Consider the following 14,955-nt stretch of genomic DNA (forward strand, 5'->3'; position numbering starts at 1 on the left):
TTTACCCCTGCTACGCCTTCACCTTCACCGTCCACTCAAAATGAAAAGTAGACACGGCTACCCCATCTTGGTTGACCCCTACGGCTTTCATCCAGCAGGTTTGCCCCTCTCCCGTTTCAACGGTCTTTTTAATGGCATCGGCAATCAGTTCACCATCCTCGCATGTAAAATTGATGCGTCCCGTAGCTTTTTTGGTAAAAGTGGCTTTGTTGTTCGCTACGAGCATGGAAACTTTTTTGCCGCTCTTCTGGATTTCGTTCATCACCAATGCGCCTGTACTCAGCTCGGCAGCCATGCCTTGAACGGCCCAAAACATGGATTTAAACGGATTTTGATTGATCCATTTATGCTTTACCGTAGTTGTAGCCTTTTTTTCGTCAATATATTTTAGACGCACTCCGCACCACCATGCCGAGGGGAGCTTCATAAATGTGAACATATTGATTTTACTGGGTGTCAGTGCCATATCCTTGATTTATGTCAGCCTAAAAATAGGTAAAAAGAAATTATCTATTATTGTTAATTATATGTTAAATTATAGTACTTTGTTTTGCATAGTACCATCTTTTGGATATATATTTGCATCGTAAGCTAATAGGTTAACCCCTTTACAATCAAAAAACATCAATCAAAAAATGGCAACTACTATCACCAAACACGAACGAAATTTATCCGCGATCATCCACGCGTCCATGTTCTCGAAGTACTTTATCCCGTTTGGGAATTTTATACTTCCGTTGATCTTGTGGACCGCCAACAAAAAAGAGCACGCGTTTGTCGATTACAACGGCAAACAGGCGCTCAACTTTCAGATTAGTATGTTGCTTTACTCCATCGTGGCAGGTTTGGTCACTATTCCGTTTTTTATCGGGTTTTGGCCAGACTTGTTCGATTGGAACTTTTTCGGGTTCCACGGGTTAAGCGACCTTAACAACCTAAACATTCATATCGACAGTGACGATTTTAGGTTTGGGAGACTGATCTGGCCTGTGGGCATATCCGGGTTTTTACAAGTGGCCTTGGCGGTGGTCAACATCGTATTCACCATCTTGGCCACCATACGTACCAACGAGGGGGAATATTTTAAATATCCATTTACCATAAAATTCATCAAATAACTATAGGAGCTTCATCACCTCCAAAGCATTCATCATCGATCAAAGAAAAACGGAGTTTAACCATCAATCAAAAAACGAAAAACATCATCAAATCATCAATCAAAGAACCGTTTCCACTCCCCTGCCCAATTCAGGGGAATGGAGTGGAAACGAAACCAAACCAAATCAAGTTTGGAAGAACAAAGAAAAACTGTTAATCAGATGCCGAACCCAGTTCAGCATAAATTTAGAACCATGAAATTATGAACATAGAAAACACAAAAGCACAAATGCGTAAGGGGGTTCTGGAGTATTGCATCTTGTCCATTTTAAAGGATGACGACAAGTATGCCTCAGAAATTCTGGAAGCCTTGAAAGACGCAAAGATGTTAGTAGTGGAAGGTACCATATACCCTTTGCTCACAAGGCTAAAGAACGCGGGACTGCTCAACTACCGTTGGGAAGAATCCACATCGGGACCTCCCCGCAAGTATTACGCGCTCACCGAAACAGGGCAGTTGTTCCTCAACGAACTCAACGGCACCTGGGATGAACTTAGAAATGCAGTCAATCTGGTAACCAACACAAAATAGAATCAAAAAATGAACAAGACAGTAAATATAAATCTAGCAAATACGCTCTTCCACATAGACGACGATGCGTACAATAAGCTCAGACGGTATCTGGAGTCCATAAAGCGCTCCTTTTCCGGCACCAAGGGCAGCGACGAGATCATTGCCGATATTGAGGCAAGGATCGCAGAACTCTTTCTGGAGAAAATGGAGAATGAACGCCAAGTGATCACCAATAAAGAGGTAGATCAGGTAATCGATGTGATGGGACAGCCCGAAGATTACATGGTGGACGAGGACATTTTTGAGGACGAACCCAAAAAGAGCTACGCACAACCCATAACCCGGGCCAAAAAATTGTACCGCGACATCGACCATAAATATATTGGTGGTGTTTGTGCCGGTTTGGAACATTATTTGGGCATCGATGCCCTCTGGGTAAGGCTCATCTTTATCCTATTGGCTGTATTTACCAGTGGTTTTGGGCTCATCGCCTACATCCTGCTATGGATTTTGGTTCCCGAGGCCGCCACTACCTCCCAAAAATTGGACATGCGGGGGGAGCCCGTCAACATCAGCAATATAGAACGCAAAGTTAAAGAGGGGTTTGATGATGTTGCAGACAAAGTAAAAAACGTTGACTACGAAAAAGTGGGCAACAAGGTCAAAAGCGGCTCCAAGACCTTTTTTGATACCATCGGGGACATTATCCTGTTCCTGTTCAAGGTATTTGGCAAGTTCATAGGCATATTGTTGATCATCATCGGGGCATCCACCTTGGTAGGCTTGTTCTTCGGACTGTTTACCGTAGGTATGTTCGATGCCGTAAATGTACCGGGCGTAGACTTTTACGAAATCGTGAACACCTCTGGTGCACCAGTTTGGTTGGTATCCATCCTGTTGTTTTTCGCTGTGGGGATTCCGTTCTTCTTCGTCCTTTATTTAGGTTTGAAGATTTTGGTGAACAACCTGAAATCCATTGGAAACATTGCCAAATTCGCTTTGTTGGGTCTATGGCTGATTTCCGTGGGCACCTTGATTGTGTTCGGAATACGGCAAGCCGCGGAGTTCTCGTACACCGGAAGTGTAAACGAAAGAACAGAACTGGCTTTCGAAATACCCTCCGATACCTTGATGATCGCCATGAAGGACGGTTTTAGGGAATACGACCGGGAAGATATCCATTTTGGCCGAATGACCTTTGGATATGACAACAACGACAACCGGATTTTGATATCGGACGAAGTGGATATCAAAATACGAAGGGCCGAAAGTGACTCCATCAGCATCAACATTCGAAAAGATGCCGATGGTAGTTCTACGCTGGCTGCCCGCGACCGTGCCAAGAACATCGCTTACGGATATAGCATTGATGGTAATGAAATCCTACTGGACAAATATTTGACCACAGAAACAGCCAACAAGGCAAGAAATCAAGAGGTGACCGTTACCATTTATATTCCCGAAGGGAAAACGGTGTATTTTGATGACAACACCAGCCGCTATATTGGTAGGGGAATTGATAACGACCAAGGCTATTACCGAAGTGGTATTGCCGGCCAATACTGGTTGATGGATGACGACGGAGAGTTGCAATGCTTGGACTGCCCAGAAGATGATGACGATGAGGATAACAATGGCAAGGGCAAGATCATCATTAACGAAGATGGTATTGATATCGACATCAAGGATGACCAAGATTCCTTTGAAATGAAGATCAATGAAGACGGCGTAAAAGTGAAGGCCAATGAAAAAAGTAACAATTGAGTCGCTTATTTCGTCAATTCAGTGGGTTTTATTGCCAAAAAAGCACACATAATCAGACATTTACACTGAATTTATTCAGAAATTTAAAATCAAATCTCAAAATCAATCAAGATGCCCAGTTGAGCTGAGATATACCCAGTCAAGCTGAGCATAAAAAAACAACAATCATGACAACACTAGCAAGATTAGCAATCGCCGCACTACTATCCCTCTTCGCATCCTCCTGCATGATGGATGTGAATTTTGGCAATGGAAAAACCGGAAACGGTGAAATCGTGGAAGAAAGCCGCGATGTAAAGGAAGACTTTGACGTGGTGTCCGCCTCGGAGGGCATAGACGTATTTGTTACCCAAGGTTCCGAATTCAACATCACCGTGGAGGCCGACGAGAACATTATCGACCTTATCGGAACCGATATCAAAGATGGACGATTACGAATCCATGCCATCGAAAATATTGGCAGGGCCACCAAAAACGTTTACGTAACCTTACCGGAAATCACGGCTTTGGAGAGTTCCAGTGGAGCCGACCTTATCGCACAAAATGTAGTTAAGGCCCAGAATATTGAACTGGATGCCAGTAGCGGCTCCGATTTGCACGTAGAGCTGGTTGCCGGAGAAGTTTCTGCCGATGCCAGTAGCGGCGCCGATATCAAAATATCAGGTCAGGCAGATGCCCTTTTTGCGGATGCCAGCAGTGGTTCCGATATTAAGGCACAGGACCTTATGGTAAAAAGGTGCAATGCAGATGCCAGTAGCGGTTCCGACATTTCGGTAAACGTTTCAGAATCCCTAGTGGCCGATGCCAGCAGTGGAGCAGACATTCGGTATACTGGTGATGCCAGTGTACAGACCAAAAAATCCGTCTCTGGAAGCGTGAGCAAATATTAATCCAATTCCCTTTAAATATGCAAAGGCCCGCCGAGTTTTCGGTGGGCTTTTGTCTTTATTATGTTTGGGTGAAGTCCTATCTTAGCAAGACGCAATACAAACCACCTATGCAGATAGTCCTTAAAAAATACATACTCCAACTTGCCCATACCTTCACTATTTCCAGGGAATCGCGGGACGAACAAGACACTCTGATTGTAGGTCTCTCCCTAAATGGCAAAACAGGATACGGGGAAGCGACTTCCAACGATTACTACAAAATTACCATTGAAGGGATGATGGCCGAAATCGAAGGCGTCAGAAGTCAAATTGAAGCCTATGATTTTGACACTCCGGAAAGGTTTTATGAGTTTTTGGAATCACTCGATCTCCACAAATTTACCCTTTGCGCCTTGGATTTGGCCGCCAACGACCTGTACGGCAAGCTTCGGGGAAAACCGCTTTATGAGCTTTGGGGTACCTCTATTGCAACATATCCGATGACCAATTATACCATTGGTATCGACACCGTCGAAAAAATGGTGGCCAAACTACAGGAAAAACCGTGGCCCCTGTACAAAATCAAATTAGGTACTTCTAATGATGTCGCCATAGTGCGCGAACTGCGCAAACATACCGATAGTATTTTCCGAATTGATGCCAATACCGCATGGACAGCGGAGGAAACCATTAAAAATGCACCATTATTGAAAGAATTGGGTGTAGAATTTTTGGAACAACCCCTAAAGGCTGATGATTGGGAAGGTATGGCATTGGTAAAAGAAAAGTCGGTACTTCCCGTAATTGCCGATGAAAGCTGTATTGTGGAGGAGGATGTAGAGCGATGTGGGCCCTATTTTCATGGCATCAATATCAAACTGACCAAATGTGGTGGGTTGACACCCGGGCGACGCATGATCAAAAAAGGCAGAGAACTCGGACTACAGTTGATGGTGGGCTGTATGACAGAGTCCACGGTAGGTATATCGGCCATCGCCCAACTATTGCCGCAATTGGACTACGTGGATATGGACGGTGCCATGTTGCTTAAAGGAGATATTGCCACTGGCGTATCCATTTTGGAAGGTGGACGAGTCGTTTTTCCAGAACTGCCCGGTAGCGGCATAGAATTGCTCTAATGGCACATTCGGTTCAGCGCATACCGGATAGGGAAATCCTAATTGATGGACAATCCTACCTCTATTTTGGAGGTACGGCCTATTTGGGCCTTCAAAATTATGCTCCCTTCAAGGAGCTTTACCTTACAAATGTATCCAAGTTTGGCATGCACTACGGCGCTTCGCGCAAAGCGAACATTGCATTGGACATTTATAAAGAAACGGAAGACCTCTTGGCCCATTGGGTAGGCAGTGAGGGCTGTTTGAGTATGTCCAGCGGCTATTTGGCTGCACAATTGGTCGTTGATCATTTTATCAAAAAGGGGCATCCGGTCATTGCAACCCCCGATGCGCACACTGCGCTTCGAATTAATGGGGTAATGACAACTCAAAGTTTTGATGAATTGGAAACCTTGGTTTCCCAAAAATTATCCAAAAACGCTTTGGCCCCTGTTATCCTTTTTGATACCATCGACTTTTCCGGTAAACTGTACCCCAACTTTGATGGATTACGCCAACTACCCTTGGAACAACTGATTTTGGTGGGGGACGACTCTCACGGTATCGGTCTTGTTGGGAGTAATGGAAACGGTTGTTTTGGGATGCTGCAAACATTGGGGGCACAAAAGCTATTGGTCTGCTGTTCACTTGGAAAAGCCATGGGCATACAGGCAGGAGCTGTATTTGGGAATTCAACGGACATCCAAGCATTGGAATCTACCCCCTTTTTTGGTGGTGCCAGTCCTGCATCACCAGCCTTTATGGCCACGCTATTGGGAGCTAAGAACCTTTATTCGGAACGCTTACGTATTTTAGGGGAAAACTATCATCATTTTCGTTCCCAGTTGAAATCCCCGAGCTTCTTTGTTCATTTACCGGGTCATCCCACATTTGAATTCCAGAACGCCGCCTTGGCTTCACGATTGGAACAAAAGGGATTTTTGTTCACCAATTTCAACTACCCGGATGCGAACGGACCTTTGGTCAGCCGCATTGTACTATCTGCCTATCATACCAAAAAAGATATAGAACAACTCTGGATTGCGTTGGACACTTTGTTGCCCTAAAAAACGTGCTATGGCCTCCACCCAATTTCCCACCTGTTATATTCTTCAGTAAAATTGAATTATCATTATGTTTTTAACAATAAAAATCACTTAAAAATACACTTTACATAATTTATATGGGGTATAATTTAATATTGTTAAAATTTATTCTTACCTTTTAGATATCACATTTAGGAACTTAAAAGGTAGGGCACTATGAAAAAATCAGTTTTACTTTTCGCATTTATCCTGGTTCTCTTGATGGCAGTAAGCTTTACAGGACCTTATCCAAACAGCCCTAGCATTGAAGGAACGTGGGAATTAGAGAGTTTTTACAACTATGACGGTGAAAACGTCATAGATACGATTGAAAAGTCGGATGGTTACCGACAGGTTAAAATGTATTCCAAGGAGAAAATTATGTGGACCCGATATGTTCCGGACGAACCCAACGGAAGGTTTGGCTACGGATCATACAAGGTAACCGACAACTCGTTGATAGAGGTTATCGAATACGGGGACGACGACATGATGAAGGCCTTGGATACCATGAGAAACTTTACATTTGAACTCATTTTAAACGAGGACTCCTTCAGCCAAATTACGGTTGATTCGGAGGGTAACCGAACGTTTTCCGAAAATTACAAGCGGATTGATTAAATTACAATCACAAAAAAAGCTGTCTGAAAAGCGAATTATCTGTCAGTTCGAGCGCAGTCGAGAACTTAATAATCATTCACGACCATTGGGTTTCGACTGCGCTCAACCTGACAATGTTCAAATATAAAAGCCTTTTAGACAGCGTTTTTTTGAGGAAAACTCCAATCTATTCCGAAGCCTGAAGCTCTTTGCTCTCCACGGCTGCCAAATAGCGTTCGGCATCCAAGGCTGCCATACAGCCCGTACCCGCAGCGGTAACTGCCTGCCTGTAGATTTTGTCCTGTGCATCGCCACTGGCAAAAACACCAGGTTTGTTCGTTTTGGTGGATTTGGGCTGGGTGATGATATAGCCCGTCTCATCCATATCCAATTGTCCTTTGAACACATCCGTGTTCGGTTTGTGACCGATTGCAATAAACAGTCCTGTTACTGGGATATCTTCTTTCTCCCCTGTTTCGTTGTTCACCACACGAACGCCTTCTACCACCTGTTCGCCCAATACTTCTTCAACCTCTGTACTGTATCGAATTTCAATATTATCCAAACTGTTCACGCGATGTTGCATGGCTTTGGAGGCACGCATGTAATCCTTACGGACGAGCATGGTCACTTTGGTACAGATATTGGCCAAATAGGATGCCTCTTCGGCGGCTGTATCCCCTGCCCCAACAATGGCGACCTCTTGTCCTTTATAAAAGAAGCCATCACAAACGGCACAAGCAGAGACACCTCCGCCCCTTAAGCGTTGCTCGCTGGGCAAGTTCAAATATTTAGCGGATGCTCCGGTTGAAATAATAACGGTTTCCGCTTCCAACTGTGTGCTATCATCCACCGTTATTTTGTGGATACCTCCTACTTCATCGCTCAACTCCACTGCGGTTACCATACCTATGCGCACGTCCGTTCCAAACCTTTCGGCCTGTTGTTGCAACTGCATCATCATGGTGGGACCATCCACTCCTTCGGGGTACCCTGGGAAGTTGTCCACTTCAGTAGTGGTGGTCAACTGGCCACCGGGCTCCATTCCCGTATATAAAACTGGTTTTAAATCCGCCCTAGAGGCGTAAATGGCAGCGGTATAACCTGCTGGACCCGATCCGATAATCAATGTTTTGATTCTTTCCACTTGTTCTGACATAAATCTTCTCCTGATAAATTACCTTACAAAAGTAGGTTTTTTGTCCAAAAACTTACACCATCAGGTTTTCCAGTTTTTTTAAAAGATGTAAACAATTGGGATGAAGGACCTTTCTCGGGCAAAAAAAGCCCATAAATAAAAAGGAGCCGGATGGACCGGCTCCTTTCCGAAAAAGTAGGTCAAATTTATGGGAACATATATTTGATCTTAGAAACCGTTACAACCAAGGGGCTCAACCTCAAAAAACCCCTTGGAGCAACGTAAACCTTGTTAACAAATAAGATGTCAGGTAAAGAACACTTAGTACCCTATAAATCACCCCAATCCTATTTAAGGTTTTAACTCAAGCTTGGCAGCTTTCGTTATCTGGTACAAACATAGTGCTGCCCGTTGGATTTTTAGTGGGTGAATTTACGGATGGGCCTTCTGAATTGACGGATGCTCCTTTTGAATTGATCGATGCGTTTTTTGGACCTCGCGTAGGAAAATATGACAAAAATAGCAAAATGTTGAATTCCAGCTATTTAATCAAAAAACAAAATTATTGCTTGTATTTCAGTTTACGCTCAATGGTCTCGATCATTACATTGGCAATATCCTTGCCGGTGGTATTTTCGATACCTTCCAGACCGGGAGAAGAGTTTACTTCCAACAATAATGGTCCTTTGTTGGAACGAATAAGGTCTACACCGGCCACATCCAAATTGAAGACCTTGGCGGATTTGATGGCCAATTTACGCTCTTCTGGAGTGATTTTTACCTTTGAAGCCGCTCCTCCTTGGTGAATATTGGCGCGGAACTCTCCTTTTTGCGCAGTCCGTTGCATGGAGGCCACCACCTTGCCATTCACCACAAAGCAACGGATATCGTGTCCGTTGGCCTCTTTGATAAACTCCTGTACCAAGATGTTGGTCTGTACACTCTTAAAGGCATTGATTACACTTTCTGCCGCCTTGTTGGTTTCTGCCAGTACTACCCCTTTGCCCTGGGTACTCTCCAATAATTTTATGATCAAAGGGGCACCGCTCACCATACGGATAAGGTCCTTGGTGTCCATCGGGGATTTGGCGAAGCCCGTTGTTGGGATGTGAATATCGTTTTTGGAGAACAACTGTGAAGCAAATAGTTTATCGCGGGACCTACCGATAGAGTCAGCCGAATTCAAACAATACACGCCCAAGGTATCAAACTGTCGCAAAAGCGCACAACCATAAAAGGTTACGGCGGGTTTAATCCGTGGAATCACGGCATCGAACTTGTCCAAAATGTTCCCTCCGCGGTATCTGATTTCGGGGGTGGCCGCATCCAACTTCATATACACATGCTCCACATTCAAAAAGACGACTTTGTGACCTCTCATTTCGCCAGCCTCGATAATGCGCTTGTTGCTGTACAAATTGGGATTACTGGCCAAAAGCCCTATGCGCAAGCCCTTTTTTTCTGTGGTATAAGGCTTGTACTTCTCTTCTAACTCATCATCCGTAATATCCCCTTGAAGAAAACTTTGGGAAGGGTCTACCAGATATCTTCCATTCATGGCTTCACGGCCCAATAGCATCCGATACTCCATGGTATCCCGATTGGCCAAGGTAAGATCTATTTCAAACACATTACCTGCTATATTTACTTTGGTCCGTATCACCGGTCGTTCTTCACCGATACCGGCCGAGCTTTTTACGTTTCGTACATCGACCAATTTAGCTTGGCAAAGAATTCCTATGCTTCTATTGTCTTGAACCGGATTGACCTCAAACCTAACCCATTCTTCCAACCCTTTGTTAAATACTTTGATCTTACTGGCTTGGATGGATGATGTTTTTGCTCCAGAATCCACTCTAGCTTTTATGGCCGGAATTCCCAAATCATCGAAACGGCACCATTCTTCGCTGCCCAAAACTTTAATATCGCTCAAAATACTGTCTTTTTTAACTGATTAATCGCATAATGAACAAGTCTATCACCTCTACCAAAATCAATATAATAATGATCCACTCGAGCCTACTGCTCTCCCTGTGGTCCATTATGTTCATGAACAGGCTCAGGTTTTCCTTGATCACATGTCCTTGTTCCTTTATGTTCCTATATCTTTCCTTTAGGTCAAAGATTTGCTTGAGACCCTTATCCAATCGGTCCAGTTCCAAATCTTCCCAAACTACTTCGTGGGAATCAAAAATATACAGGTTTTCGGAAATCTGGTTGTTTATGTTCAATACTTTTGCAATATGCCGCTTTAGCTTTTTGCCGCCGATGTCCAATTTTCCGTTTTCCTCCAAATAGGTGGTGTGCTCACGGGTCTCTTTCATGGCCTGTTCGGACAGACCTGCATAATAATCCAAAGCCACGGACTGCGACAAATGTAACAGGGCCAAACGTATGCCTTCTACGTTTGATTTTGGAAGCAGCACCTTTTCATTTTCTATGCTTGCGTTTTCCCGATCGGACACCAACTCCATTTCCATGGTTTCGTTGATGTCGGATGGACGCCATTCTTCACAATAGGGCTCAATTTCCTTTAAAAGTTGAGCAATTTCAGGCTCCGAATACCCAAAAAACGAGACCACCCCATACCTGAATATATAGAGGTAACGGGATGCATCGGAATAGAAAAGCTCGTCCCTATCCCCTACAATCAGTTCTTTGTCCAAGGCTTTCCTGCACGCAGTTATATTGATACTGGTGGCAAGATGCAGGGCCAATGCCTCTGATGCCATTTCGGTAAAATATGAAGTTATTGTTGCAACTATTCCTCCTCGGAACCTTCCAGTTCGTCGGTGTTCAAATCGGATTCGTCCTCGGAATCGTTGTCCGAATCATCAAAATCCTCCATGGCCATAACCAATCGTTTGCTCACCTTGACCAGATAAGCCGTGTCCTCGGTACGGACTTCAACACACTCCACCACCTCGTTATTGGCGTTCCTGTAGGTCACGATATCATCATCATCGTAACCATCGGGAAATTTTTCCACCAGAAGGTTGAGCATGTGTTTGTCCAATTTCTTAAAATCTACGATCACTCGTTTTAAAGCGGGGGTTTGTCCTTTCCTCATGATTACATGTCTAGTAAATAAGCGAAAATCAAAGGCGCCACGATGGTCGCATCGGATTCTACAATAAATTTTGGGGTGTCGATATCCAGCTTGCCCCAGGTAATCTTTTCGTTGGGAACAGCTCCAGAGTATGAGCCATAACTTGTGGTTGAGTCACTAATTTGGCAGAAATAGCTCCAGAAAGGGGTATCGGTCTGTTCCAAATCTTGGTATAACATGGGCACCACGCAAATGGGGAAATCCCCTGCAATACCGCCTCCAATTTGGAAGAAACCTATCCCGTTTTCCGAATTTTTCTGGTACCAATCGGCCAAAAAGGTCATGTACTCGATACCAGATTTGACGGTGCTGGCCTTTAATTCTCCTTTGATCACATAGCTGGCGAAAATGTTCCCCATGGTACTGTCTTCCCAACCTGGAACCACTATAGGCAGGTTCTTTTTCGCTGCGGCATACATCCACGAATCCTTGATGTCTATTTCGTAGTACTGCTCCAAAACCCCGGATAACAGCAGTTTGTACATAAATTCATGCGGAAAATAACGTTCTCCCTTTTCATCGGCCTCTTTCCAAATATCATAAATATGCTTCTGAAGTCGTCTAAAAGCCTCTTCCTCTGGAATACAAGTATCGGTTACACGGTTGAGTCCATTTTCCAATAGATCCCACTCTTGTTGGGGGGTCAAATCCCGATAATTGGGCACTCTTTTGTAGTGGGAGTGCGCCACCAAGTTCATCAAGTCCTCCTCCAGATTGGCCCCGGTACAGGAGACAATGTGGACTTTATCGGTACGGATGATCTCTGCAAAGATTTTTCCCAGTTCTGCCGTACTCATGGCACCCGCCAAGGAAACCAGCATTTTGGAACCTTTTTCCAGTTGATCTTCGTACCCTTTTGCGGCATCCACAAGGGCGGCCGAATTAAAGTGCAAAAAGTATTTTTGTATGAATTTTGAAATTTCTCCTTTGTTACTCATCGTAATCTTCTAAATTGTTTTTGGATTTTTTGAAGTCGTCATCGTCCTCAAAACTTTCATCCATGAATTCGTTATTGTTTGAAAATTTATAGCTCAACATTTTATAGTAGAGCTTGGCTGCCAAGAAATCTGACGAGCGGTCCACATCATTGGGGCATAGTTCCACGATGTCAAAACCTACGACATTCTTCTCACTGAAAACCCTGCGCAAAAAGTCGAGGGTCTCGTACCAAAACAGCCCACCAGGTTCCGGTGTTCCGGTCGATGGCAGTATGGATGGGTCGAAGGCATCCAAATCGAAGGTAATGTACACGTTGTCCGTCATCAAGTCCAAGGCGGCATCCATCCAAAAATCATCGGAAACCATTTCATGGGCAAAAAATACGTTGTCCCTATCCATCACCAAGGTTTCGGTATGGTCCATGCTACGAATCCCCACCTGTACCAAATTGGTGGTCTCATTGGCTTCGTACAACGCGCAGGCATGATTATATTTGGTGCCACCATATTCTTTTCGCAAGTCGGCATGGGCATCGATTTGTAAAACGGTAAGGTCTTCAAAACACTCGTTGAATGCCCTAATTGCGCCAATGGAAATGGAATGCTCCCCACCAAACATGGTTACCATTTTATTTCGGTTGATGTAATCCTTCACCGTTTTGTGAACAGATTCCACCATAGCATCGGGTGTATCAAAACCATCCAAGGTATCGGCTAGATAAATGCCCTGTTTGTAAACTTCGCTATCCGTTTCAATATCATAGATTTCCATATTCTCCGAGGCTTCCAAGAAGGCTTCCGGACCTTTGTCCGCACCTTTGCCCCAAGTACTGGTACCATCGTAGGGAACGGGCAACAATACTACTTTGGCCTTTTCGGCCGAACCGTATTCCTTTGGAATACCGGCATATGTTCTTTCTGTTTTCATTTTTTTATTGATTTCTTTTTCAATTATTGCTAGATACCGACACATCATCGGCTTCAACCAATTCATCTGTCTTATCCTTGCTTTCGTAACCCAAAATGGACAGGAACTCTCCAGCGGTCTGTTGTTCGGCAAAAACCGATGTTTCTAGGTTGCCCTCTTCATCCCGTTGGATCAAAACGTGTTTGGGATGAGGAATCAAACAATGCTGCAATCCTCCAAATCCACCGATCGTTTCTTGATAGGCCCCTGTATTGAAAAAACCAATGTAAAGCGGCCTATCCTTTCGATATTTGGGCAGATAAATGGCGTTCATGTGCTGTTCCGAATTGTAATAATCGTCACTGTCGCAGGTAAGTCCGCCCAAAAGCACACGCTCGTACTCGTCGTTCCAACGGTTAATGGGCAGCATTATAAATCTTTTGCTTATGGCCCAAGAATCCGGCATGGTGGTAATGAACGAGGAATTGATCATGTTCCACTTTTCGCGGTCGTTCTGTTGTTTTTGGTACAGGATTTCGTAGATGGTGCCACCACTTTCGCCCACGGTAAAGCTTCCGAATTCTGTAAAAATATGGGGAGGCTCCACTCCTGCCTCCTGACAGGCCTGACCAATTTGATGGATGATTTCGTCTACCATATACTCATAATCATACTCGAATGCCAGGGAATTTTTAATCGGGAACCCACCTCCTATATTAAGGCTGTCCAAGGTTGGGCATACTTTCTTTAGGTTGATGTACACCTTCAAACATTTGAGCAGCTCGTTCCAATAATAGGCGGTATCACGAATTCCCGTGTTGATGAAGAAATGGAGCATTTTAAGCTCAACTTGCTCATTTGGTTTTATGGACTGATTGAAGAAGGGTACAATATTCTTGTAACCGATACCCAGTCTTGAGGTATAAAACTCAAACTTGGGTTCTTCCTCAGATGCAATCCGAATCCCGATCTGGAACTTGCCATCGATAGCTTCGCCCAACAAGTTGATCTCTTCGTAATTATCGATAATGGGAATGCACTTCCTATGACCATTGTTGATCAATCCAGCGATGTTGTTGATGTATTGATCTCGTTTAAAACCATTACAGATTACGAAAGTATCCTTGGTAATTTTACCAGCTTTCTTCAGGTGCTGCACTATATTGATGTCAAAGGCTGACGAGGTCTCAATATGGATGTCGTTTTTCAAGGCTTCGTTGAGGACATGCTCAAAATGGGAACTTTTGGTACAGTAGCAATAATGGTACTTACCGGCATATTTATGCTTTTTGATGGCTGCATTGAACCAACCCTTTGCCCTTTGGATATTGTCGGATATTTTGGGCAAATAGGTAAACTTTAAGGGGCTACCATATTTTTGGACCAATCCAAATAAATCAATACCGTGAAACTCCAGTCTGTTGTTGTTCAATTGAAATTCCTCTTGTGGGAAATCATAGGTCTGCTCGATCAGATCGATGTACTTTGTTTTCATTTAAATTTCGTTGTTGAATAAAAGATAGTGAGAAATATAGAACCAGAAAAATCACCATTTCTCAAATACGAAATTCAAATATGGTATAGGGTACAAAGTAGGGAATCCGTGAAATATCACGGCTGATATCATGTGGTTTTTCGAAAGTCAGCCCGTGTATCCGGTGTCTTCTTCTTAAGACGGCTTGTTGGGTAGACTTTCTTATCCCCAAAAGCCCGAACATGAAAAAAGTCTTCAAAGCTTATAGGCAATGCGTCCAA

The 14,955-nt window shown here is 43.9% G+C and carries 15 protein-coding genes; 7 read left to right on the plus strand and 8 right to left on the minus strand.

The features are described from left to right. Positions 1-10: 10 nt before the first annotated feature. Positions 11-466: a DUF4442 domain-containing protein gene (locus tag GGE08_RS06440; RefSeq protein WP_179384076.1), complete on the minus strand. Its 456-nt coding sequence runs from the start codon at positions 464-466 to the stop codon at positions 11-13. 169 nt (positions 467-635) lie between these two features. Here GGE08_RS06440 and GGE08_RS06445 point away from each other — a divergent pair, with 169 nt between their 5' ends. The 7 genes from GGE08_RS06445 (at position 636) to GGE08_RS06475 (ending at position 7,129) form a co-directional block, all read left to right on the plus strand. Then, positions 636-1,118: a DUF4870 domain-containing protein gene (locus tag GGE08_RS06445; RefSeq protein ID WP_179384077.1), complete on the plus strand. Its 483-nt coding sequence runs from the start codon at positions 636-638 to the stop codon at positions 1,116-1,118. 242 nt (positions 1,119-1,360) lie between these two features. Further along, positions 1,361-1,690: a PadR family transcriptional regulator gene (locus tag GGE08_RS06450; protein ID WP_036385693.1), complete on the plus strand. Its 330-nt coding sequence runs from the start codon at positions 1,361-1,363 to the stop codon at positions 1,688-1,690. Between the two features lie 9 nt (positions 1,691-1,699). Then, on the plus strand, positions 1,700-3,436 hold the full coding sequence (locus GGE08_RS06455; protein ID WP_179384078.1) for a PspC domain-containing protein: 1,737 nt from the start codon (positions 1,700-1,702) through the stop codon (positions 3,434-3,436). Positions 3,437-3,603: 167 nt separating this feature from the next. After that, entirely contained in the window at positions 3,604-4,326 is a 723-nt protein-coding gene (locus GGE08_RS06460) for a head GIN domain-containing protein (protein ID WP_179384079.1), read from the plus strand. A 107-nt stretch (positions 4,327-4,433) separates the two neighbouring features. Then, a complete protein-coding gene (locus GGE08_RS06465) occupies positions 4,434-5,444 on the plus strand; it encodes a dipeptide epimerase (RefSeq protein ID WP_179384080.1) in 1,011 nt (336 codons plus the stop codon). After that, positions 5,444-6,490 (plus strand): aminotransferase class I/II-fold pyridoxal phosphate-dependent enzyme, encoded by a 1,047-nt coding sequence (locus GGE08_RS06470; RefSeq protein ID WP_179384081.1) that lies wholly within the window; start codon positions 5,444-5,446, stop codon positions 6,488-6,490. Before GGE08_RS06465 ends, GGE08_RS06470 begins: the two co-directional genes overlap by 1 nt. 195 nt (positions 6,491-6,685) lie before the next feature. Then, positions 6,686-7,129 (plus strand): hypothetical protein, encoded by a 444-nt coding sequence (locus GGE08_RS06475; RefSeq protein WP_179384082.1) that lies wholly within the window; start codon positions 6,686-6,688, stop codon positions 7,127-7,129. Positions 7,130-7,295: 166 nt separating this feature from the next. On the opposite strand, the gene trxB is transcribed toward GGE08_RS06475, so the two are convergent. The 7 genes from trxB to GGE08_RS06510 all read right to left on the minus strand — a co-directional run bounded on the left by trxB (position 7,296) and on the right by GGE08_RS06510 (position 14,695). Next, complete coding sequence (trxB, locus tag GGE08_RS06480) at positions 7,296-8,267, minus strand: thioredoxin-disulfide reductase (protein ID WP_179384083.1); 972 nt, start codon at positions 8,265-8,267, stop codon at positions 7,296-7,298. 541 nt (positions 8,268-8,808) lie between these two features. Next, positions 8,809-10,179 carry a 30S ribosomal protein S6--L-glutamate ligase gene (rimK, locus tag GGE08_RS06485; protein WP_179384084.1) on the minus strand — a complete coding sequence of 457 codons (1,371 nt, stop codon included), beginning with the start codon at positions 10,177-10,179 and terminating at the stop codon, positions 8,809-8,811. A 13-nt stretch (positions 10,180-10,192) separates the two neighbouring features. After that, positions 10,193-10,978, minus strand: a complete 786-nt coding sequence (locus tag GGE08_RS06490; RefSeq protein WP_179384085.1) for an RMD1 family protein — start codon at positions 10,976-10,978, stop codon at positions 10,193-10,195. A gap of 29 nt (positions 10,979-11,007) precedes the next feature. Then, the gene (locus GGE08_RS06495; protein WP_179384086.1) at positions 11,008-11,316 is read right to left on the minus strand and encodes a hypothetical protein; all 309 of its coding nucleotides are present in this window, start codon (positions 11,314-11,316) and stop codon (positions 11,008-11,010) included. Positions 11,317-11,318: 2 nt separating this feature from the next. After that, positions 11,319-12,293, minus strand: coding sequence for a deoxyhypusine synthase family protein (locus GGE08_RS06500; RefSeq protein WP_179384087.1), 975 nt, complete (start codon positions 12,291-12,293; stop codon positions 11,319-11,321). Then, complete coding sequence (gene speB / locus GGE08_RS06505) at positions 12,286-13,221, minus strand: agmatinase (protein ID WP_179384088.1); 936 nt, start codon at positions 13,219-13,221, stop codon at positions 12,286-12,288. The genes GGE08_RS06500 and speB overlap by 8 nt, the downstream gene beginning before the upstream one ends. Before the next feature lie 19 nt (positions 13,222-13,240). Beyond that, positions 13,241-14,695: an arginine decarboxylase gene (locus GGE08_RS06510; protein ID WP_179384089.1), complete on the minus strand. Its 1,455-nt coding sequence runs from the start codon at positions 14,693-14,695 to the stop codon at positions 13,241-13,243. Positions 14,696-14,955: the final 260 nt, after the last annotated feature.

It is taken from the genome of Allomuricauda sp. ARW1Y1, assembly GCF_013407935.1.
GTDB lineage: Bacteria > Bacteroidota > Bacteroidia > Flavobacteriales > Flavobacteriaceae > Flagellimonas.